Genomic DNA, 20293 nt, shown 5'->3' on the forward strand with positions numbered 1-20293 from the left:
TCATGCTCCCTTCGCGGCCTGGAAAAGCTCGGCCCGCGGGTCCTCGTCCACGGTGGCTTCGCGGTAGGCCTCCAGCGCTTCCTTCGCCTTGTCGCTCAGCTCCTCGGGAACCGCGACCTCAACGGTGACCAGCAGGTCACCGCGGGTGCCGTCCTTACGGACCGCTCCCTTGCCGCGAGCTCGCATGGTCCGCCCGTTCGGGGTACCCGGGGGCAGCTTGAGAGTGACCGGGGGCCCACCGAGCGTCGGCACCTTCACCTCGCCGCCGAGTACCGCCTCCGGATAGGTGACGGGCACGGTGACCGTGAGGTTGTCGCCCTTGCGCCCGAAGACCGAGTGGTCTCCGACGTGCACCACGACATAGAGATCGCCCGCGGGGCCGCCCCGCTCGCCGGGTGCGCCCTTGCCGCGCAGCCGGATGCGCTGCCCGTCGGAGACGCCCGGCGGAATCCTGACCTGCATGGTGCGCGAGGAACGGGCCCGTCCGCTGCCCTTGCAGACCTCGCAGGGGTCCTGGGCGATCAGCCCACGTCCCTTGCAGTCCACACAGGGGTCGGTCAGCGAGAAGGAACCGCTGCCGCCGCGGGAGACCTGTCCGGTGCCGACACAGGTCGGGCACACCCGGGGGGTGCCGTTCTTGTCGCCGGTGCCCGAACAGGCCTTGCACGCGGCGGAGCTGGACATCCGCAGGGGAACCGTGGCCCCGTCGACCGCCTCGGTGAAGCTCAGCGTGACCTCGGACTCGATGTCCTGGCCGCGCCGCGGCTGGACCCGGGGACCGGGCCCCGTACCGCGGTTGAAGAGGCCCCCGAAGACATCGCCGAGCCCGCCGCCGAAGCCGCCGGCCCCGCCGGCCCCGGGCTGCGGACCGCCCTGGGCGCCTCCGAAGAGGTCGCCCAGGTCGAAGTTGAACGAGCCGCCGGCAGCGCCGGGCCCGGGTCGGAAGCCACCGTTGCCGAAGAGGGCGCGTGCCTCGTCGTACTCCTTGCGCCGCTTGGGGTCGCCGAGGATGTCATTGGCCTCGGAGATCTCCTTGAAGCGCTCCTCCGCCTTGGCATCGCCCTTGTTGGCGTCCGGGTGGAACTCGCGGGCGAGCTTCCGGTACGACTTCTTGATCTCGGCTTCGGTGGCGTCCTTGGGGACGCCGAGAACCTTGTAGTAGTCCTTCTCGACGAAGTCCTTCGTGCTCATCGACGTCCCTCCTTCCGGACTGTCACTGGTGTCTGCGCGTCAGCCCTCGTCCGGGCCACCGCTCTCCTCGTCGTCCGTCGCCTCATCCTTGCCGCTCGAACCCGCGGCCGCACCCGGCTGGGGCTCGGCCACCGCGACCCGAGCGGGCCTGATGGTCCGCTCGCCGATGCGATACCCAGGCTGGAGCACCGCGACGCATGTGGTTTCGGTGACGTCCGGCGCATAGCTGTGCATCAGCGCTTCGTGGATCGTCGGGTCGAAGGGCTCGCCCTCCTTGCCGAACTGCTGGAGACCCAGCTTGGCGACCGAGGTCTCCAGGGACTCGGCGACGGACTTGAAGCCGCCCACCAGTTCCCCGTGTTCACGGGCGCGTCCGATGTCGTCCAGCACCGGAAGCAACTCGGTCAGCAGGGACGCCGTGGCGATCTCCTTGACCGTGATCCGATCCCGGTCCACCCGGCGGCGGTAGTTCTGGTACTCCGCCTGGAGCCGCTGGAGGTCGCCGGTGCGCTCGCTGAGCGCCGTACGAGCCTGGTCCAGCTGCGCCGTGAGGCTTGTGACCTTGGCCGCGTCCCCGGACAGGGCCGACTTGTCCTCCTTCGCGGAGGACTCGTCGGATGCCGCACCTTCAGTCGCGGCACCGTCGGACGCGGCGCCATCGGATGCGGCACCGTCGGCGTTCGCCTCGCTCGGGTCGTTCACTTCGTGCTTGTCCTGCGCGTCGTGCTCACCGTGCTTGTCGAACCCCGGAGTCTCCTCCGTCACGCGGCACCACCCTTGGCGTCCTTGTCGTCGTCGATGATCTCGGCGTCAACAACGTCGTCCGCGCTGTCAGCAGGCTGACCCGCGCCGGCGTCGCCCGGGGCGCCCGCTGCCTGCTGCGACTGGGCGTCCGCGTACATCGCCTGGCCCAGCTTCTGCGAGACGGCCGCGACCTTCTCCGTGGCGGTGCGGATCTCGGCGATGTCCTCGCCCTTGAGCTTCTCCTTCAGCTCGGTGAGCGAGGTCTCGACCTCGGTCTTCACCTCACCGGGAACCTTGTCCTCGTTGTCCTTGAGGAACTTCTCGGTCTGGTAGACCAGCTGCTCGCCCTGGTTCCGCGTCTCGGCGGCCTCGCGACGGCGGTGGTCCTCCTCCTGGTACTGCTCGGCCTCCTGGCGCATCCGATCGACCTCGTCCTTCGGCAGCGAGGAGCCACCGGTGACGGTCATCTTCTGCTCCTTGCCCGTGCCCAGGTCCTTCGCGGTCACGTGCATGATGCCGTTGGCGTCGATGTCGAAGGAGACCTCGATCTGCGGGACCCCGCGCGGGGCCGGCGGCAGACCGGTGAGCTCGAACATCCCGAGCTTCTTGTTGTACGCGGCGATCTCGCGCTCGCCCTGGTAGACCTGGATCTGCACGGACGGCTGGTTGTCCTCGGCCGTGGTGAAGATCTCGGAGCGCTTCGTCGGAATCGTGGTGTTCCGCTCGATGAGCTTGGTCATGATGCCGCCCTTGGTCTCAATGCCGAGGGACAGCGGGGTCACGTCGAGGAGCAGTACGTCCTTGACCTCGCCCTTGAGGACACCGGCCTGGAGCGAGGCGCCGATGGCGACGACCTCGTCCGGGTTCACACCCTTGTTGGCCTCCTTGCCGCCGGTCAGCTCCTTGACGAGCTCGGCGACGGCGGGCATCCGGGTGGAGCCACCGACCAGCACCACGTGGTCGATCTCGGAGAGGGCGATGCCCGCGTCCTTGATGACGTTCTGGAACGGGGTCTTGCAGCGGTCCAGCAGATCCGAGGTCAGCTGCTGGAACTGAGCCCGCGTGAGCTTCTCGTCCAGGTGCAGCGGGCCCTCGGCGGACGCCGTGATGTACGGCAGGTTGATCGAGGTCTCGGTGGACGACGACAGCTCGATCTTCGCCTTCTCCGCGGCCTCGCGGAGACGCTGGAGCGCCATCTTGTCCTTGCCGAGGTCCACGCCGTGACCGTTGGCGAACTGCTTGACCAGGTAGTCGACGACGCGCTGGTCCCAGTCGTCACCACCGAGGTGGTTGTCACCGTTGGTGGCCTTCACCTCGACGACGCCATCGCCGATCTCCAGCAGGGAGACGTCGAAGGTGCCACCACCGAGGTCGAAGACCAGGATCGTCTGGTCGTCCTTGTCGAGGCCATACGCGAGAGCGGCGGCCGTCGGCTCGTTGACGATGCGCAGGACGTTGAGGCCCGCGATCTCGCCGGCTTCCTTGGTGGCCTGACGCTCGGAGTCGTTGAAGTAGGCCGGGACGGTGATCACCGCGTCGGCGACCTTCTCGCCCAGGTAGGACTCCGCGTCCCGCTTCAGCTTCTGCAGGATGAAGGCGCTCATCTGCTGCGGGTTGAACGTCTTCCCGTCGATCTCGATCTTCCAGTCGGTGCCCATGTGGCGCTTGACCGACCGAATGGTCCTGTCGACGTTTGTGACCGCCTGGCGCTTGGCTACCTCGCCTACCAGCACTTCACCGTTCTTCGCGAAGGCGACGACGGACGGCGTGGTCCTGGCACCCTCGGCGTTGGTGATGACGGTGGGCTCGCCGCCCTCCAGAACGCTGACGACGGAGTTAGTCGTGCCCAGGTCGATGCCGACCGCACGTGCCATGTCAATTCCTCCAGCTGACTACTTGAGTGGATCTCGCTCAAGGATGCATGACCAAGACTCCCGCGTCAACAGAGCTGAGTCGACCCCACTCAACTTTTATCCCACCCTTATGTGCACCCTCACCCCCGAGGCCCCCCACGCGTGGCGCATCCACCACACCAGCACCCCATCTGCAAGAGTCATGCCCGTAATACCCCTAAATGATCCAATTGGGGGTAGCGCATGGCCGGTGCGGGCGCGACCCGCTGAGGCCACCCCAGGAGGTGGCGGGCACCCACCGGCACCGCCCCGATGGATCACGAAGAGCCGCCACCACAGGGCCGAGAGATGACGCAGGTCCCGTCGGGATCCCCCTGGATCCCCCGGGACCCCGACGGATGAGGAACGCGCGCCATGCCCGATGAGCGAACCGCCGCACCCGCGAAGCGAGTCATCGACCTCATCGGAGCCAGCGCCCTCCTCCTTCTCCTCGCCCCTCTGCTGCTCACTCTCGGAGCAGCCATCGCCGCCACCTCCCGGGGCCCCGCCGTGACTCGGCGGGAACGCCTCGGCCTGGGCGGAACACCGTTCGCGATGTTCACCTTCCAGACCGCCCCCTCGACCGCGTGGGGACGAAGGCTGCGTCACCACTTCCTTGACCAGCTGCCCCAACTGATCAATGTGATCCGCGGCGAGATGTCCCTGGTGGGCCCGCGGCCACTACCGCCCGAGAAGGCCGCGGGAGCCCCCGACCGCGCCAGGATGGCCGTACGCCCCGGAATCACCGGCCTCTGGCAGATCGGCGGGCGCTCGGGGCTGCCCTGGGAAGAGATGGCCGTACTGGATCTGCACTACGCGGAGGAGCACTGGCTGGGCATGGACCTCCTGATCCTGGCGCGGACCGTACCCACCTGCGTACGCGGTCGGGGTCCGCGCATCGCGCCCGACCGCCGGGAACACGGCCCGGCAAGGGTCACCTGAGCGACAAAGATCACCAATCCGGTAACTACAGTGCGACGGCAGAACTGGATACGCTCAGCACAAATCAAATAAGTTACCGCTTAGTAGTACGCGGGTAGCTGTCCGGTCGGCCACCCGTCTGAGGTCGCCCTGCTGGACCTTTCCCAACCTCGCAGGCCCGAGGAGCCCCGAAATGCAACTCGCCGCGATCATTGTGTCGCTGGTCTTGACCGTGGTCGGCGTTGCGCTCATCGCCCGAGCCGTCACGCAGATCTACCACTTCGTCAAGCTCGGCCAGCCCGTGCCCGCGGGCAGCCGCACCGACAGCCCCCAGCAGCGCACGATCACCCTGGCCAAGGAGTTCCTCGGCCACACCCGGATGAACCGGTGGGGAATCGTGGGCTTCGCCCACTGGTTCGTCGCGATCGGCTTCCTGACGCTGCCGCCGACCCTGGCCCAGGCATACGGCCAACTCTTCCAGGCCGACTGGATGCTCCCCGTCATCGGCGGCTTCGTACCGTTCGAGATGTACATCGAGTTCATCGGTCTGATGACCGTGGTCGGCATCGTCACCCTGATGGCGATCCGGCTGCTCAACCTTCCCTCCCGAGCCGGCCGCAAGTCCCGGTTCGCGGGCTCCAAGGCCTGGCAGGCGTACTTCGTCGAGTACGTCATCCTCACCATCGGCATCGCGATCCTCGTCCTGCGTGGACTCGAAGGCGCGATCCACCACGTCGACGGCTACGAGGCCGCGTACTTCGTCTCCTACCCCCTGGTCCTCGCCTTCGACGGACTGAGCGTCGCCACCCTCCAGACGCTGATCTACTTCACCGCGATGATCAAGATCGGCACCTCGCTGATCTGGATGATCACGGTCTCGCTCAACACCAACATGGGTGTCGCCTGGCACCGCTTCCTCGGCTTCCCCAACATCTGGTTCAAGCGCAACGCCGACGGCGAGTCCGCGCTCGGCCCGCTCCAGCCGATGGTCTCCGGTGGCAAGGAGATCGACTTCGAGACCGTCTTCGACGACGAGGAGGGCGCGGAGGAAACCGTCTTCGGCGTCTCCCAGGTCGAGCACTTCTCCTGGAAGGGCATCCTCGACTTCTCCACCTGTACCGAGTGCGGCCGCTGCCAATCCCAGTGCCCCGCCTGGAACACCGGGAAGCCGCTCTCCCCCAAGCTGCTGATCATGTCCCTGCGCGACCACGCCCACGCCAAGGCCCCCTATCTGCTGGCCGGTGGCGGCAAGACGATGGAGGGCGAGGAGAAGGCATCCGCCGAGGCGCTCAAGGACGTACCCGCCGCGGCACTGGCGGAGGCCGAACGCCCCCTGATCGGCACCCTCGAAGAGAACGGTGTCATCGACCCGGACGTGCTCTGGTCCTGCACCACCTGCGGCGCCTGTGTCGAGCAGTGCCCGGTGGACATCGAGCACATCGACCACATCGTCGACATGCGCCGCTACCAGGTGATGATCGAGTCGGCCTTCCCGTCCGAGGCCGGCACGATGCTGAAGAACCTGGAGAAGAAGGGCAACCCCTGGGGTCTCGCGAAGAAGCAGCGCGTCGAGTGGACCAAGGAGGTCGACTTCGAGGTCCCGATCGTCGGCCAGGACATCGAGGACCTCACCGAGGTCGACTACCTCTACTGGGTCGGCTGCGCCGGAGCCCTGGAAGACCGCGCCAAGAAGACCACCAAGGCCTTCGCCGAACTCCTCCACATGGCGGGCGTCAAGTTCGCCATCATGGGCGGCGAGGAGAAGTGCACCGGTGACTCACCTCGGCGCCTGGGCAACGAGCCGCTGTTCCAGCAGCTCGGCCAGGAGAACGTCGCGATGCTGAACATGGCCTTCGGCGAGGATGACGAGGACGACTCGACGCGCAAGCCCAAGTCCGCGAAGAAGATCGTCGCCACCTGCCCGCACTGCTTCAACACCATCGCCAACGAGTACCCGCAGCTGGGTGGCGAGTTCGAGGTCATCCACCACACCCAACTGCTCCAGCATCTGATCGACGAGGGCAAGCTGATCCCGGTGACCCCCGTGGAGGGTCTGATCACCTACCACGACCCGTGCTACCTGGGTCGGCACAACAAGGTCTACACACCGCCGCGCGAGATCATGTCCGCCGTCCCCGGTCTACGTCAGCAGGAGATGCACCGCCACAAGGAACGCGGTTTCTGCTGCGGTGCCGGTGGCGCGCGGATGTGGATGGAGGAGCGGATCGGCAAGCGCATCAACAACGAACGCGTGGACGAGGCCCTCTCCCTCAACCCGGACATCGTCTCCACCGCCTGCCCGTTCTGCCTGGTGATGCTGAGCGACTCGGTCAACGGCAAGAAGAACGCCGGCGAGGCCAAGGAAACCCTCCAGGTCGTGGATGTGGCCCAACTCCTCCTGGACTCGGTGAAGCTCCCTCCATCGGACCCACCGGCCGCAGCGGACTCACCTGCGGACGCCCCGCAGCCGGAGCCGGTGAAGTAGCCGACCGGTCACCGATCAACCCGCCGCAACCTCAGGTGGCGGCACGGAGACACGGCGCGAGGAAGCGGTCGGGACTGCCTCGGGGGCAGGACCGGCCGCTTCCTCCGTCTACTACCGGCGACTCCGGCTGCCCGGGACCGCTGCCCTGCCCCCTGCTACGGGACACGAAGAAGCCCTGGCCCTTGCCCTGGTCCTGCTCCCCCTGTTTCTGTTCTCTGTCCTGCTCCCGCTCCTGTTTCTGGTCCTGCTCCCGGTCCTGGTCATCAGGGGGCGGACCGTACCGGACCAAGCGCCATATCCCGCACACTCCACCCGAATCAGATGCCCTCCGCCCAGAACGCCCAGCCGCCGTCCGTCCCGTCAAATTCCGGCTGTACGAGGGTGACAGGACAGAGCATCATGGGGCGGCCGAATGGAGATGGGACGGATGTTGTGGCAGCAGGCGCAGGGAAGAAGTGGACCTGGGTTCGGGTCAGAGAGCAGCGATCGGCCACCGGGTCCCGAGTGCTGATCCACAACTTTTCCGCCCCCCTGTCATCCATGCCAGGCACCCTCCGCGCTCTGGTTCCGGCCGCCCTCTGCCTCACCCTGCTGGTGGGCTGCTCGGCCGCCGACGACTCCGCCGAGTCGGCCAAGAACGGCGATGCTCCCCCCACCGCGAGTCGGGCCCCCGCCCCTCAACTCCCGGTCCCCTCGGGCAAGGGCAGCAAGCTCCCCGATGACTTAAACGGTGATGGCCACCGTGATCTCGTACTCAACGACCTGGTCAAAGATCCCAAGGACAGCCATGGCGACGACGCGGGCATCGGCATCGTCTACGGCACCGCGGGCCCACGCGCCCTCGACCCGGCCGTCCACCGGCTGCTCACCGTGCGCCAGAACGCGGCGGCAACCGAGGGCGCGCTGCCCGCGGCGTTCGACGCCGAGGTCTCCTGCGACCTGGACGGGGACGGCTTCGCGGACCTCGTGGTGACCACGGACCCGCCCTACGACGGAGTCGGCCGTCCGCCCGTACCCCTCCAACTACTCTTCGGCTCCCCGAAGGGGATCGGCGGCAAGGCCGTCGTCCTGAAAATCCCCGAGCGGGCCCGTTACGGGGATGAGTGGCCGGACAACCCGGTCTGCGGCGACTTCGACGGCGACGGCAGCGCCGACCTCGCCATCACCGCGTCCGCGGGCCGCATCAGTTATCTGCGCGGACCCTTCACCAGGGCGGGCGCGCCCAAGGCGGCGGGCGCCCCGCTGCCAGACGGCGGTGCGGCGCTGGCAGTGCCGGCGGGCGACGCCGACATCAATGACGACGGCTATGACGATCTGGTGATCACCGAGCGCCCGCCACGGGTGGGCCAGGCATTCCGGGGCACCGTGCTGCTGGGCGGCCCGCAGGGGCCGGGCAAGGCCGGCGGCACCTATGGAACGAAGGCCCTGAAGCCTCCCGGAGAACCCCCGCTCGCCGACGGGGTGACGGACTTCCTGCGCTACGCGGACTTCGACGGCGACAGACGCCGGGACGTGGTGACCCGGACCCACCAGGACGAACGGGTCGATGTGGTGGCGGTGTACGGGACCAAGCGGAAGGGAACCAAGCCGCTGCTGACGTTCAGCACGGCGATCTTCCTACGGTGATGCGGCCCAAGGCTGCCCCCGCGACAAACCCAGGGGAAAGGAGTGCACCCATGTGCCCTGACAAGAAGGACCCTGGCTAGAAAGGCCCTGGCCGGGACATGGGTGCTGACCCCCCAGGGTTCCCCTAGGGGATGTCACAGGTCGGCCGCAATGGGGGCGCTCAACACCGTGCGCCCGTACTTGACCCAGAGAGAACGGGTACGTTCAAGGCGTGGCTGGATTCAGGATCGGACGCGGCCGGGACAACCGCACGCAGCAGCAACCTCGGCAGGCACCACCGCCCTACGCGGGTGGTGGCGGCCAGCCGCCGTATGCGCGGCAGCCACAGCAGCCGCCGCAATGGCCCCAGGGGGCTGGTGGCCGTCAAGGCCATCAGCCGCAGTACGGCGAGCCGGAATACTTCGGCGACCCTCACCAGGGCGGCCAACCGCATCACGGCGGCCCCACGCCGCAGGACCCCTACGCAAACAACCCAGGTCATACCCAGGCGTTCAGCGTCAATGACCCCTATGCCGACGGCGCGACCTACCAGGCGGGCAATACACCCGCGCCACCGGCCGGCCCGCGACTGCACTGGAAGCAGTTGCTGAGCGGAATCGTGCTGCGCCCGAAGGCGACCTTCTGGCAGATGCGGGACTACGCCGTCTGGGGCCCGGCGCTGGTCGTCACCTTCCTCTACGGCCTGCTCGCCATCTTCGGCTTCGACAAGGCGCGCGAAGAGACGATCAACGCAACGATCTCATCGGCGATCCCGTATGTGCTGACCACGGGCGTCGCGTTGGTGGTCGCAGGCCTGATCCTGGGCGCGGTGACCCACACCCTCGCCCGCCAACTCGGCGGCAGCGGGGCCTGGCAGCCGACCATCGGCCTCTCCATGCTGATCATGTCGATCACCGATGCGCCCCGGTTGCTCTTCGCGCTCTTCCTGGGCGGCGAGAACTCGCTGGTCCAACTGCTGGGCTGGGCCACCTGGCTGGGTGCGGGAGCCCTCTTCACCCTGATGGTGAGCAGGTCACACGACCTACCGTGGCCCAAGGCGCTGGGAGCGTCCTCCATCCAACTGATCGCACTGTTGTCGATCATCAAGCTGGGCACGCTCTGACGATTCGAAAAGGGAGAGGGCCCGTCCGGTGACCGGACGGGCCCTCTCCCTTTTCCTCAGTTCTCAGGAATCGAGAACCTGCCCCTGCCTGCGTACGACGGGCTTCTCGACGCTCCAGGGGAAATTGATCCACTCATCGGTACGCTTCCAGACGTACTCGCACTTAACGAGCGAGTGAGACTTCTCGTAGATAACGGCGGACCGAACCTCGGCAACATGGTCGACACAGAAGTCATGGACCAGCTTGAGGGTCTTACCGGTATCGGCGACATCGTCGGCGATCAGAACCTTCTTGTCGGAGAAGTCGATCGCGTTCGGTACGGGAGCGAGCATGACCGGCATCTCCAGGGTCGTCCCCACCCCGGTATAGAACTCGACATTGACCAGATGAATGTTCTTGCAGTCGAGTGCGTACGCCAGCCCGCCGGCCACAAACACCCCGCCTCGGGCGATGGAGAGCACGACGTCGGGCTCGTATCCATCATCGGCGATGGTCTGCGCCAGTTCCCGAACCGCACCGCCGAAATTCTCGTACGTCAGGTTCTCGCGTACCTCAGCCATGGCTCACACCTGCGTCCGATGGAAGTTCTGGAACGAACGGGAGGCTGTGGGTCCGCGCTGCCCCTGATAACGAGAGCCGTACCGCTCACTGCCGTACGGGAACTCAGCGGGGCAACTCAACCGGAACAGACAGAGCTGCCCGATCTTCATTCCTGGCCAGAGCTTGATCGGCAGAGTGGCGAGATTCGAGAGCTCAAGGGTCACATGCCCGGAGAACCCGGGATCGATGAATCCCGCGGTGGAATGCGTGACGAGCCCGAGCCGGCCGAGAGAGCTTTTCCCCTCAAGCCGTGACGCAAGATCGTCCGGCAGGGAGATGACTTCATAGGTCGAAGCCAGGACGAATTCACCGGGATGAAGGATGAACGCCTCATCGCCCTCGGGCTCAACGGTACGAGTGAGATCAGCCTGCTCTACGGCAGGGTCAATGTGGGGGTAGCGGTGATTCTCGAACACCCGGAAGTAGCGGTCGAGTCGTACATCGATGCTTGAGGGCTGCACCATGGATTCGTCATAAGGGTCGATTCGTACACGACCGGCGGCGATCTCGGCCCGGATATCCTTGTCTGAGAGAAGCACCCCCCGAGGATACGCAGAGCGCGCGGACCCGCCCCAATCGGACGGCTCCGCGCGCCACCTCATGGGCAACTACCGCTTGGCAGCACCCACCGGCACAGCACTGCGAAGCCGCGCACACCGCGGACACCGCACAAGCCGCCCGGGCCCGATCCTGGCAGCCCCAAGGTGCTGCATCGGAAACGAGGCAGTAGCGAAGACGTGCCCGTCGGCACAGCGGACGACGGTGCGATCCATCAAGTCCATCGAGTCCCTTCCCCAAAGAATGTGGACGAACGACCACATTAGGGGATCAACCACCCCGCACCGCACCCGGCACTCCGCCCCCCAACGGTACGCCCCAACTCCCGCCCACCGCACCCACATAGCCACCCGACACACGCGAAAGGCCCATGGGCTTCATACGCCATGGGCCTGGAATGGGGTAGAGTGAGCGTCGCTGCGACTGCCTATGGGCGGTCATTCGCGGGTGTAGTTTAATGGTAGAACATGAGCTTCCCAAGCTCAGAGCGCGAGTTCGATTCTCGTCACCCGCTCCAAAGAAAACCCCCAGGTCAGAGACCCGGGGGCTTCATGTTGTCTAGACCTCTCTAGGGCTCCCGCACCACCTGCGCACCGCCTGAACCCTTTTCGCGCTCCTCGCGCCCCTTCTCACGGGTCAGCCGCACCATCCGGTCCAGTCCGCCCGCTACCTCCTTCTGCCGCTCATGGTCAGAGTGCTGATAGATCAGCGCGGCCTTCTCCGACGACTGCCCGGCCCGCACCATCGTGTCCTTGAGCGTCGCGCCCGACCGAGTCGAGAGGGTGTGCCCCGTGTGACGAAGATCGTAGAAACGAAAGTCGTCCGGCAGCCCGACGTACGCCCGAGCCTTGCGCCACTTCCGCCCGAAGGTGGAGCGCCGGAACGGCTTGCCCCGCTCCCCCACGAACAGCAGCCCGCTCGGGCCCGTCTCGGCGTACCAGTCGAGATGCCGCACAAGGTCGGTCCGCAGAAAGGCCGGCAGGGCGACGAGCCGCTTACCAGCGTCTGACTTGGTCTCGCCCAGAGCGCGACGACCGGTCGCCAGTTCGGGCGCTGCCATGCGCACCCGAATGGTCATCGCATCGAGGTCGACGTCTTTGCGCCGTAGTTCGGCCAGTTCCTCTGGGCGCATCGGACCGTACGCGCCGAGGTACACCATGAGCCGCCAGCGAGGCCCGACGGCATCAGCGAGCGCATCGACCTGATCCACTGTCGCCACCTGGCCCGACTGGGAGACCTCCTTTCCAGCGCCGCGGATGCGGCAGGGGTTGCGGCGGATCAGCTCGTCATCGGTCGCGGTCTCCAGGATGGCTTTCAGTAGCCGGTAGGACTTCGCCACGGTCGTGGCACCCGTAGTGGTCAGACGCTCCGCCCTCCACTCCCGCACGTGCGGTGGGGTGATCTCGTCAAGGTCGACCGCACCAAATGTAGGGAGGAGGTGGAGCCTGAGCAGCCGGGTGTACAACTCCTCAGTGAGGGGGGCGACATTCCGTTCCACCACCCACTTCTTCGCGTACTCCGCAAAGTTCACTGCCCCTGCGTCCGGGTTCCGCCACGTGTCGCGGGTCATGTCCGCTTCGACCTGCGAGAGCCAAATTTCGGCATCGGTCTTCGTCTCGAAAGTCTCGGGCGCACGGCGCCGTTCCCCTGTCGGGTCCAGGTACGAGGCAGTCCAGCGCCCGGACCGGTACTGCCTGACTGCCCCGAACCGACGCATCGTCATCTTCGTCTTGCTCTTGTTGCGCTTGGCCATCAAGCGGCCCTCCTCATGCGGCGCCGCGGCCGAATCGGTTCAACGGTGTTGGCGGCAAGGAACTCTTCGACAGCGCTCGCAGGGAAACGCACGTGAGTACCGGCCTTGAGGTACCGGATGCGTCGCTCAGCTACGAGACGGCGCGGGAATCGCTCAGTGGTCCCCAGCAGCTTTGCGAGCGCTGGAACGTCTAGGTAGGTCTCCTCCAGCGGCGCAGGTCTGACCGTGGTGGGCACGGCTGTGAGCCTGCGGCCAGCGTGAGCAAGGTTGCCCATCAGGCGTGACTCCTTGTCAGTGAGGCGGTGGGGTGGAGGCCCCGTTTCTGTCTGCGGGGAAGCGGTATCGGTCTCTCGCGTTGGCTGTGTTGTCCGAGGTGCGGATTTCTGCGTCACCGCGTCATCTGCGTCACTGATGTGGTCTGAGCTGGGGTTTTGGGGTGACGCAGGGGTTCGGATCTGCGTCATTGGTGACGTAGGGCGTGCGTCATTGGTGACGCAGGTGACGCGGGGTGACGCAGGCTTTTGGCGTCTGCGTCACCCGTGAAGCCGCAGGTCATTGACGGTCTTGGTACCGGTGGTGACGCAGGTGACGCAGGGTCTTCTTTCTTCGGACAAAAGAGGGTGGTGTCTGTTGTGGTGCGACCCGTTAGAACGTGAGGAAGGAGCCGCTTCGCGGCACGACCTTTGGGCGGCGCACAGCGCCGGATAAGCAAGAGGAGCACCGCGGCGCCGGGGTGCTCCTCTTGCTTGTTCAGCAGCGCAGCGGATGTCTGTGGGTTAGAACGCTGTCTGTTGGTCCGGGCTGGGTGGTGGGGGGCAGTCGAGTTCGATGTAGCGGGCGGTTTTGGTGCGGCCCCACTCGATGACGACGCCGCGGGCTGAGAGGGTGGGTTGGAGGCGTTTGAGGCGGTCTGAGAGGACTTTGCCGGTGGTGGGCCATCCCTTAGGTAGGGGGCGGCAGTCTTCGCCGCTGTAGAGGCGGGTGAGCGCGTGGAGCCACTCAGCCGACGTCATCCGGAGCACGGCGCCGGGTTCGAGGGTGGCAGCGTGCTGAAGGACGGTCTGCGCGAGCAGGTCACCTTCGATGACGTCGTCATTGAGGTCGTCCAGAGTGGCCCGGTAGGCGTTTAGCGCTCCGAGACCGGTCGCCGCGTCCAACTGGGCGCACAGGTGGGCGAAGTCGGCCATACGTAGGTCGGTGGGGATGTCGGTCTGCGCGGCTCGCACCTGGACGGTCAGGTCCAGCAGCGAACCGAGGATCACGGGCAGGACCTCTTCGAACTCCCGCCACAGCTCGGCCTCGGTGCGGCGGATGGTGGGGCGTTCGAGCCGTAGTGGCAGGAGCCGTTCGGCGAGGTCGGGTCGGATGACGCCTACGTCGATGCCGGTCATGAGTAGGGGGCGCCGGTAGCGGGCCCGGTAGACGTCTCCGTCGGTGAACAGGGCCCTTTTCAAGGTCTCGGCGCCGGTGACGATGCAGCACATGAGGTCGGACAGATCGGGGCCAAGGTGGGACAGGTTGTCGAGGGCGGTGATCCATCCAGCGGCCACGGCTGCTGTTAGGGATTCTTCGTCTTTCGGGGGGCGCCGTAGGTCTGCGCTCATTCCTTCGATGACCCGGGTGAGCATCCGGCCCGACGTGCTCTTGCCCGCCCCTTGGGGGCCGGTGAGGAAGGGGGCGGGGACGGGGACGGACGGGCCCAGGCAGCCGATCAACCACGCGATGGCAAGGCACTCGGTTTCCGCGGTGGCGAAGTTGTTGAGCCGCAACAACAGGTCGATGCCTTTGCCGTTTGTGCCCTTCACTGGGAGGGGTAGTTCCCCGGTGAGTTGGGTGCGTCGCCAGCACACTTCCCGCGGGTCGGGGGTGAGGATGTCCCAGCCGGTGGGGTGGATACGGATCGACTGCCCGTCGTTGCGTCCGAGGTCGAGCCAGGTGGCTCCGTCGGCGCCGGGGGCGACGCGGATGTGCACGGCCTGTACCTCCGTGTTCAGGGCGAGTGCTTCGATGAGGTCGAGGGCTTCTTTGAGCGCGGTTCCGTTGAACACACCACGCCCGTCGTTGTAGAGGCCGACCATGAGTTCCTGTCGGTGGCTGCCGGTTGTGCCTTGTGAGCGGATCGGGCGGGCGACGGGGTGGCCGTTCTTCTGCGCGTACACGGTCCCGTCCGCGGTGCGGAAGTAGCGGAAATGCTGGGCTGCGTAGTCGGTGATGACTTCACGGCCCGGGGTCTTCTCGTCGTCGCTCATGGCTCACAGCCCCAGCGCAGTTTGGGCGTTGGCCCACGCATCAGAGCAGTGGCGGGGTGATTCGCCCTTGGTCTGCGCGGCGGCGAATAGCCGGTCGATGTGGGCTTCGGTGAGGCAGCCGCACCGGCCATGCGTCGACAGGACAGCGAGGAACGTGCGGTACACGGTCGCGTGAATCGCGCTCTGAGCTTCGGTGATGCACTGCTCGGCCATGGCGATACCGCGGGTCAGGTAGGTGGGGGTGCGGTGCCTGCACTCCCCACCACCGGCCGACGTGGGCACCGGGACGGGCCGCACACCAATGGAGACAGGCTCGACTTTGCTGGGGACGGTCGCGTCCTTCAGCACCAGGGCACGCAGGGTGTCCGGCAGTGCGGTCATCGTTCCGGTACCGGGTCCGAGCCACCGGGCATAGGCCATGGTCGATTTGATGTCGACACCGGCCCGGACAGCGTTCGCCGATCGCATGGCCCCCTGGTAGATCCAGTGTTCCCCGCGGGTGGTGGACACGATCCGGGTGGCGGGGAGCTCCCGACGGGCCCACGCGACGGCGGTGGGGTTGTCGAGGTCCACGACGGTCAGCTCTGTTCCCCCGGGGTGGTAGGCGATGCCGTCCGCGTGGCGCCAGTCGGCTGCCCACTGGGCAGAGGTGAGCACACGGGTGTCGGTGGTGGCAGCTGCCCACGCGTGGCAGGGGAGCGGGCACCCGCACGGGCCGGGACGCAGCATGTTCGGCCTTCCCCCACACACCATGTCCCGGCAGGATCGGCAGTTCGCGGGGGGACGCTTAGCCCGTAGCGGCAGCACGGGAACCCCGTGCTGAGCGAGATTCAGCGCCGCGGATAGCAGCGCGGTGGTGCGGTCATGGGTCATGCTGGTATCTCCAGTTCTCTAAGTCGGTGCTGGAACGAGGGCGGCCCCGGACTTTGGCGAGACGGGGGCCGCCCTCGGTGTGTTCGGGTTAGGCGTGGTGTTGCTGGGGGCGGTGTTCGGCTCCGAGCTGGATCAGCCAGGTGGGCCAGTGCTGCGGTTGGTCGCGGTCGAAGAACTCGGTGAGGTGGCGGATGCCGTCGCTGTGTGGCTTGTTTGTCTGTGCGCTGCGGGCGGGGCCGGTCACTTCGGCACGGACGGGATAGATCCCGTTGATGGGCCCGGGACTGTCGAGCCGGTAGATGAGCCGCACGGTCTGGGGCGTGATGATGCTCTTGCCGAGATCGCGGACATCTGGTTTTCCGTGTACCTGCCGCGTCACGGTGACGGTGTCGACCATTGAGGTCTCCTTAACTGGTTGTGACGGGGAGGGAGGCAAGCTAAGGCCTGGAAGAGTGCGAAAACCGGGGCCCACGGGGTGTGTCTGGGGCGCCTCCCCTGCCTCCCCAATCCGGGGTATGCGCTGATCAGGGGCGGGGAGGCGGGCTAGGGGAGGCGGTAGGGGAGAACTCCCCACCTCCCCTCCGAGCTCCCCTTACGAAGCGTTACTTTCGTCGGTGCCGGTGGCGCGTTCTTCGATGCCTTCCAGGACCCGGGAGAGGCGGACGGTCATGATCCCGCCGAGCTTGCGCGGCTCGGCCCCGACCTCGGTCAAGGCGCCGGTCAGGTCAGCGAACGTCCACTTGCCATACAGCGCCGGCCACGTCGCGATGAGCGCGGCCAGGACTTCGGTCGACCGCATGGTGGGCTTGTCTCCGAGGACGGTGACGATGTTCGCTAGGTGGTCGACCGGCCCGGCTTCCGCGACCGGGGCCACGGTGAGGCCTTCTCGTAGAGCGCGGGCGCGGGTGACCACCGGGGTGATCTGGTCGATGGTCGAGTCTTTGCGGACGTAGTAGGCGCGGACCAGTTCGAACGGGTTCTTGGTGAACCCCACGGTGAGGGCGGTGCCGACGTTTTCGGCGGGGTTGAGGGTGGTCGCGGTGATCCCCGCCTTGTGCTTCCCGGTGCCGAGTAGGCCATCGTTGGCGACGTGGTCACCAACCGCGAACGCCACCCGGTGGGAGGTGTTGCGGGTGACGTCCTTCGGGATGCTGTCAGCGGTCGGCGAGACGGTGACCCAGATCAGCGTGATGCCGACCTTCCTCGCCTTCTTCATCACCTTCACGGCCAGTTCAGCCGCTTCGGGGCCGTGCTTCTTGTGCATGAAGAGTTCGTGGCACTCGTCGAAAACGACCACCTTGGGCCGCATCCGCACGTCCCGCTCGGCGATGCCCCGGGTGAGGGCGACCTCTTCCCCGCCCATCTCATCCAGGAGCTTCCCGCGCTGGGTGACCTCATCCCGCAGCCCCCGCAGCGCGATCAGCGCGGCCTCGATCTGTTCGTCTTCGTCGCCCTTGACCAGGGTCCGCAGCCGCGGCTTCATGACGTCGTAGTCGACGTTGTAGGCCATGACATAGACCTCGATCTCTACCAGCCGATCGAGCATGGCACCCAGGAGCAGGCCCACGACCAGGGACGATTTACCCGATCCCATGATCCCGCCGACCATGTAGTTGGCGGCCATGAGCTTGCCGAACACCGGCTCACCACGCTGGGACACACCCAGCGGCACGCCCTTGAAGTAGTCGGCCTCCCCCTCCACCAGCAGCGGCCAGTCGGGCACTGTCCCGGACAGGGACCCCTGATCGGCCACCCACAGGTCAAGGACACCGGGTTGGTTGTGCGGTTCGGTGGGCCAGACTTCCACCGGCTTGCGCAGCAGGTTGTGTGCGAGGACGGTTTTCTTGCCGTTGACCATCTCCACGGTTACGCCCAAGGGGAGTTGGAGTTGGGTGTGCCATCCGTTGCCCAACCGGCCGGTACCGGACACCCAGCGGGGTTGCCACCCTTCCTTGACCGCCTTGTTCAACGGGCCGATACCCAAATGCCGCAGCGCATCGAGAATGGCGCCTTCATCGGGGACAACATCCCCCTGGCCACCGGCACTTGGGGGCATGGACCAGGCAGGAGCCGCCCCACGCGACCGACCCACCGCCCACAACGCGACCAGGGCAAGCCAGGGACCGAACGCGACCAGCGGCCCCCACACGACGGAGACGATGACCGCGAGCCAGTGAACCAACTCGATCACGCCCATGGTCGGGGCGATCACGTTCGATACATCCTCGGTGGCAATCGCCATGGTCGTACCCAGAGCGAGGAGACCGCCGACACCCAGACCGGTACCCCACAGGGCCGCCTTGGCCGCACGCTGCGGAGCCGCCAACAGATCCATGCGCCGCTGATGACGCGCGGACCGGAACACCGCCGCACGCTGTTCCCACTCTGCGGCTTGTTCGTACTGACCGGCCAGTTCAGCGCCCCGCATCATCCGCTCATAGCGTGCGGTCGTACGGCCGTCCCACGCGCGGCGGGCAACGATGCGGGTGCCACCGAGGGTGTAGGCGCCATGTCGGGCGACCAACGCAGCCGCGGTACGGGTGCGTTCGTGGGTGGCAACCCGCTTCACCGACCGGGCCGAACGCCGCAGCTTCCCCGCTCGCTCGGTCGCATCGACCGGGGCCGGGATGGAGACCGGTGGATGGGATGGCATGGGCGGAGCGTCGGGTGGGGCCTTGAACAGAGGAACGACGTTGGCGTTGTCCGTCATGCTGGAGACCTCCTGAGGTCTGATTCGGGACTGATGGGCCGGGGTGACCGCGCATCTTTGGCGAGACCGGGCGGTCACCCCGGGGCAGCTACTTGCTTGCCTTGGCGGCGCGTTCTTCGCGCTTGCGGGCACCGTCGATGACCCGCTCCACCCCGCGTTCCAGGTCAGAGAGATCGACCGTGCCGCGCTGCCGGTCAGGGTCGGCGATACCGCGCTTAGCCATGCGGGCGACGTAGTACACGACCCGCGCTTTCTCGGCCACGGTCAGCTGGGGTTCGTCGCGGTTCATCGACGGGCCTCCTCGGTGTGCTCGCTACCGGTGTCGAGGGAGGCGGAGAGGGCGAGGCGTGCATAGACGTCCGCGAGTCGTACGGCGTCGAGTGACGGCATCGGCCGTCCGGGCAGAGGCGTGAGCAGCTGCTCAGCGCGGGTGCGGTATTCCTGGCTGGTCATGGCTCCCGTTTCTGGCGCCGGGTCTGTCCCGGCTCCCCACCCCGCCCGCGTGTGGCGGGTAGGGCAGGCAGCCGTCAGGCCGGTTGCTCTTCCTCGTAGAGGCCGTAGAGGGAGGGGTCGAGCACTGGGTGACCGGGAAAGTCGTGGACCTGGGCGCCGTATTCGATCAGCGCGTCGCACAGGTAGTACTCGGCTTCCGCTGCGCGCATGGGGTCGGCGGTGTCGGCTGCGGCGGCGAACGTCCAGCCGTTGAAGTAGGCCATGGCGTTGGGGTCGTCGCGCAGCAGCTTCCGCAGCCTGCGGCCAGCGGCGGCGGTGTGAGCGGCGAACGCGTCGGCGGGCACATCGACGGCGTTGCTCATGTACATCAGCCGCTGAAGCCTGTGGGGCGTTTCCTCGGCCAGATCCTGCCGGGCCTCCAGACACATAGCGGTCCACGCTGGCAGCGGCCGGCCGTCCTGTCGTGGGTATGAGGTCATGCCACCTTCCTGGTGCCGGGACTGTCCCGGCTCCCCACCGCACCCGGAACGAGGTCCGGGTGCGACTAGGCAGCCGTCAGCCGCGACGGGCCTTGCTCAGGTTTTTCGCAGCGGCCTTGCCATCCGGACCGCCCACGGATCGCACGACAGTGACCAGGCCCCAGGTGATCGCGATGATGACCAGCGCGGCCACGGCAAGCGAAACAGCCATGGACGTGATGGCGGCGACCAGCAGCGGACCGAAATAGACGCTGGCTCCGACTGCTCCGGCCCCGATCCCGGACCCCAATGCGACCCGCTGCACGGTGCGGTCCGGGGGCGCCTGGTGGATGTGCTGGTGCACGATCTGCGGTTGGTGAGCGGTGGGTAGGTCGGCGGGGTTGATGTAGGCGTAGACCTGGCTACCGTCCGGCAGCCGCACCCGGGCAGGCTCGGGCAGGGACTCCATGCGGGGCTCCTCAGGAGGGTCAGATGGGTTCACGCGGCGGCCCCCTGCACCTGGTGGGTGAGGAACTGCCGACCGATCCACTGGGTGTAGGCGGGTGGGACGGCTTGGCGGGCTTCGACGTTGGTCATCCAGGTGCAGCCCATTGTTGAGCGTCATTGAAAATGCCTATGAGTGCGGCAGTTTGGGCAGCTTGGTGCCGACAAGATCG

General features: G+C 66.8%; 19 protein-coding genes and 1 tRNA gene. 5 read left to right on the top strand and 15 right to left on the bottom strand.

The features are described from left to right. The 3 genes from dnaJ to dnaK are packed head-to-tail and all read right to left on the bottom strand — an operon-like array spanning position 1 to position 3809. A complete protein-coding gene (gene dnaJ, locus NBG84_RS23925; protein ID WP_250921623.1) occupies positions 1–1191 on the bottom strand; it encodes a molecular chaperone DnaJ in 1191 nt (396 codons plus the stop codon). A gap of 39 nt (positions 1192–1230) precedes the next feature. Continuing rightward, positions 1231–1956 (bottom strand): nucleotide exchange factor GrpE, encoded by a 726-nt coding sequence (gene grpE, locus NBG84_RS23930; RefSeq protein ID WP_250921624.1) that lies wholly within the window; start codon positions 1954–1956, stop codon positions 1231–1233. Next, positions 1953–3809, bottom strand: a complete 1857-nt coding sequence (dnaK, locus tag NBG84_RS23935) for a molecular chaperone DnaK (protein WP_250921625.1) — start codon at positions 3807–3809, stop codon at positions 1953–1955. The genes grpE and dnaK overlap by 4 nt, the downstream gene beginning before the upstream one ends. A 393-nt stretch (positions 3810–4202) precedes the next feature. Between dnaK and NBG84_RS23940 the strand changes: the two genes are divergently transcribed. The 4 genes from NBG84_RS23940 to NBG84_RS23955 all read left to right on the top strand — a co-directional run bounded on the left by NBG84_RS23940 (position 4203) and on the right by NBG84_RS23955 (position 9961). Beyond that, complete coding sequence (locus NBG84_RS23940) at positions 4203–4769, top strand: sugar transferase (protein ID WP_250921626.1); 567 nt, start codon at positions 4203–4205, stop codon at positions 4767–4769. Between the two features lie 172 nt (positions 4770–4941). After that, on the top strand, positions 4942–7233 hold the full coding sequence (locus tag NBG84_RS23945) for a heterodisulfide reductase-related iron-sulfur binding cluster (RefSeq protein ID WP_250921627.1): 2292 nt from the start codon (positions 4942–4944) through the stop codon (positions 7231–7233). A 540-nt stretch (positions 7234–7773) separates the two neighbouring features. After that, positions 7774–8859: an FG-GAP repeat domain-containing protein gene (locus NBG84_RS23950; protein WP_250921628.1), complete on the top strand. Its 1086-nt coding sequence runs from the start codon at positions 7774–7776 to the stop codon at positions 8857–8859. 211 nt (positions 8860–9070) lie between these two features. Next, complete coding sequence (locus NBG84_RS23955) at positions 9071–9961, top strand: Yip1 family protein (RefSeq protein ID WP_250921629.1); 891 nt, start codon at positions 9071–9073, stop codon at positions 9959–9961. 63 nt (positions 9962–10024) lie between these two features. Here NBG84_RS23955 and NBG84_RS23960 read toward each other — a convergent pair whose 3' ends face one another. Beyond that, the gene (locus NBG84_RS23960) at positions 10025–10522 is read right to left on the bottom strand and encodes a phosphoribosyltransferase (RefSeq protein ID WP_250921630.1); all 498 of its coding nucleotides are present in this window, start codon (positions 10520–10522) and stop codon (positions 10025–10027) included. Between the two features lie 3 nt (positions 10523–10525). Next, positions 10526–11101: a dCTP deaminase gene (gene dcd, locus NBG84_RS23965; protein WP_250921631.1), complete on the bottom strand. Its 576-nt coding sequence runs from the start codon at positions 11099–11101 to the stop codon at positions 10526–10528. 462 nt (positions 11102–11563) lie between these two features. Here dcd and NBG84_RS23970 point away from each other — a divergent pair. After that, positions 11564–11637: transfer RNA gene (locus NBG84_RS23970), tRNA-Gly, on the top strand. 51 nt (positions 11638–11688) lie between these two features. On the opposite strand, the gene NBG84_RS23975 is transcribed toward NBG84_RS23970, so the two are convergent. The 10 genes from NBG84_RS23975 to NBG84_RS24020 all read right to left on the bottom strand — a co-directional run bounded on the left by NBG84_RS23975 (position 11689) and on the right by NBG84_RS24020 (position 20085). After that, on the bottom strand, positions 11689–12873 hold the full coding sequence (locus NBG84_RS23975) for a tyrosine-type recombinase/integrase (RefSeq protein ID WP_250921632.1): 1185 nt from the start codon (positions 12871–12873) through the stop codon (positions 11689–11691). Next, entirely contained in the window at positions 12873–13082 is a 210-nt protein-coding gene (locus NBG84_RS23980; protein ID WP_250921659.1) for an excisionase family DNA-binding protein, read from the bottom strand. Before NBG84_RS23980 ends, NBG84_RS23975 begins: the two co-directional genes overlap by 1 nt. Before the next feature lie 567 nt (positions 13083–13649). Further along, the gene (locus tag NBG84_RS23985; RefSeq protein WP_250921633.1) at positions 13650–15122 is read right to left on the bottom strand and encodes an ATP-binding protein; all 1473 of its coding nucleotides are present in this window, start codon (positions 15120–15122) and stop codon (positions 13650–13652) included. 3 nt (positions 15123–15125) lie between these two features. Next, positions 15126–15995 (bottom strand): bifunctional DNA primase/polymerase, encoded by an 870-nt coding sequence (locus NBG84_RS23990; protein WP_250921634.1) that lies wholly within the window; start codon positions 15993–15995, stop codon positions 15126–15128. 88 nt (positions 15996–16083) lie between these two features. Then, a complete protein-coding gene (locus tag NBG84_RS23995) occupies positions 16084–16392 on the bottom strand; it encodes a hypothetical protein (RefSeq protein ID WP_250921635.1) in 309 nt (102 codons plus the stop codon). A gap of 195 nt (positions 16393–16587) precedes the next feature. Beyond that, entirely contained in the window at positions 16588–18705 is a 2118-nt protein-coding gene (locus NBG84_RS24000; protein WP_250921636.1) for a zonular occludens toxin domain-containing protein, read from the bottom strand. Positions 18706–18793: 88 nt separating this feature from the next. Next, entirely contained in the window at positions 18794–18994 is a 201-nt protein-coding gene (locus tag NBG84_RS24005; protein ID WP_250921637.1) for a DUF6257 family protein, read from the bottom strand. Then, on the bottom strand, positions 18991–19158 hold the full coding sequence (locus tag NBG84_RS24010) for a hypothetical protein (RefSeq protein ID WP_250921638.1): 168 nt from the start codon (positions 19156–19158) through the stop codon (positions 18991–18993). Before NBG84_RS24010 ends, NBG84_RS24005 begins: the two co-directional genes overlap by 4 nt. A 74-nt stretch (positions 19159–19232) precedes the next feature. Then, positions 19233–19637, bottom strand: a complete 405-nt coding sequence (locus NBG84_RS24015) for a hypothetical protein (protein WP_250921639.1) — start codon at positions 19635–19637, stop codon at positions 19233–19235. Positions 19638–19713: 76 nt separating this feature from the next. Beyond that, positions 19714–20085: a DUF6251 family protein gene (locus NBG84_RS24020; RefSeq protein ID WP_250921640.1), complete on the bottom strand. Its 372-nt coding sequence runs from the start codon at positions 20083–20085 to the stop codon at positions 19714–19716. Positions 20086–20293 lie beyond the last annotated feature (208 nt).

Origin of the sequence: Streptomyces albipurpureus (assembly GCF_023701525.1) — a bacterium.
Taxonomy (GTDB): Bacteria; Actinomycetota; Actinomycetes; order Streptomycetales; family Streptomycetaceae; genus Streptomyces; species Streptomyces albipurpureus.

Coding starts and splice junctions, on each gene's coding strand:
- dnaJ (WP_250921623.1), bottom strand. CDS start 1,191: ATGAGCACGAAGGACTTCGTCGAGAAGGACTACTACAAGGTTCTCGGC.
- dnaK (WP_250921625.1), bottom strand. CDS start 3,809: ATGGCACGTGCGGTCGGCATCGACCTGGGCACGACTAACTCCGTCGTC.
- NBG84_RS23940 (WP_250921626.1), top strand. CDS start 4,203: ATGCCCGATGAGCGAACCGCCGCACCCGCGAAGCGAGTCATCGACCTC.
- NBG84_RS23945 (WP_250921627.1), top strand. CDS start 4,942: ATGCAACTCGCCGCGATCATTGTGTCGCTGGTCTTGACCGTGGTCGGC.
- NBG84_RS23950 (WP_250921628.1), top strand. CDS start 7,774: ATGCCAGGCACCCTCCGCGCTCTGGTTCCGGCCGCCCTCTGCCTCACC.
- NBG84_RS23960 (WP_250921630.1), bottom strand. CDS start 10,522: ATGGCTGAGGTACGCGAGAACCTGACGTACGAGAATTTCGGCGGTGCG.
- NBG84_RS23975 (WP_250921632.1), bottom strand. CDS start 12,873: ATGGCCAAGCGCAACAAGAGCAAGACGAAGATGACGATGCGTCGGTTC.
- NBG84_RS23985 (WP_250921633.1), bottom strand. CDS start 15,122: ATGAGCGACGACGAGAAGACCCCGGGCCGTGAAGTCATCACCGACTAC.
- NBG84_RS23990 (WP_250921634.1), bottom strand. CDS start 15,995: ATGACCCATGACCGCACCACCGCGCTGCTATCCGCGGCGCTGAATCTC.
- NBG84_RS23995 (WP_250921635.1), bottom strand. CDS start 16,392: ATGGTCGACACCGTCACCGTGACGCGGCAGGTACACGGAAAACCAGAT.
- NBG84_RS24000 (WP_250921636.1), bottom strand. CDS start 18,705: ATGACGGACAACGCCAACGTCGTTCCTCTGTTCAAGGCCCCACCCGAC.
- NBG84_RS24005 (WP_250921637.1), bottom strand. CDS start 18,994: ATGAACCGCGACGAACCCCAGCTGACCGTGGCCGAGAAAGCGCGGGTC.
- NBG84_RS24010 (WP_250921638.1), bottom strand. CDS start 19,158: ATGACCAGCCAGGAATACCGCACCCGCGCTGAGCAGCTGCTCACGCCT.
- NBG84_RS24015 (WP_250921639.1), bottom strand. CDS start 19,637: ATGACCTCATACCCACGACAGGACGGCCGGCCGCTGCCAGCGTGGACC.
- NBG84_RS24020 (WP_250921640.1), bottom strand. CDS start 20,085: ATGGAGTCCCTGCCCGAGCCTGCCCGGGTGCGGCTGCCGGACGGTAGC.